The sequence below is a fragment of the Haloarcula sp. Atlit-120R genome (assembly GCF_003665885.1).
Taxonomy (GTDB): Archaea; Halobacteriota; Halobacteria; order Halobacteriales; family Haloarculaceae; genus Haloarcula; species Haloarcula taiwanensis.
This window is the reverse complement of the sequence record NZ_QPLN01000079.1, coordinates 1-467: the sequence shown is the minus strand read 5'-3', so window position 1 is coordinate 467 and position 467 is coordinate 1. Positions and strand designations below refer to the sequence as shown.

Sequence of the window (467 nt, the reverse complement as noted above, 5' to 3'; positions counted from 1 at the left end):
GGTGACCGCCAGTGAGCGACGACTCTGGCGAGGTCGTCGCGGAGTTCTCCGTCCTCGACGAGGCCGACGTCGTCACATCGGACGACGACGACACCGTCGCGTCCGCAGTTGACAACGGCTACGAGCCCGGCTCGACCATCGACGACGACGACTCCGAAGACATCGAGTTCGAGATGCCGGAGTTCGTCGCTGCCTGTCGCTACTGCCAGACGAGCTTCGAGACCGAAGAGGCCGCGCTCGAACACGAGTGGAACTGCGACCTGGAGCCGACCGGCGAGTGTCGCTTCTGCGGTGGGACGCACATCCGGAAGGACGTTCGCGAGGACCACTTCTACAGCTGTTCCGAAGCGGAAGAACACGAACGGAAACTGAAACGCGGTAGTCGCGCCCGGACGATGCGCGGACAGGATTCGAAGACCGCCGTCTCGGGGCTACGGAAGTTCCTTCTCCCACAACCGCACGAGTTC

General features: G+C 63.6%; 1 pseudogene. It reads left to right on the top strand.

Going from position 1 to position 467, the window contains the following annotated elements:
- Positions 1-11 precede the first annotated feature (11 nt).
- Positions 12-467, top strand: a pseudogene (locus tag DVK01_RS21305) (Lrp/AsnC family transcriptional regulator); the annotation flags it as partial.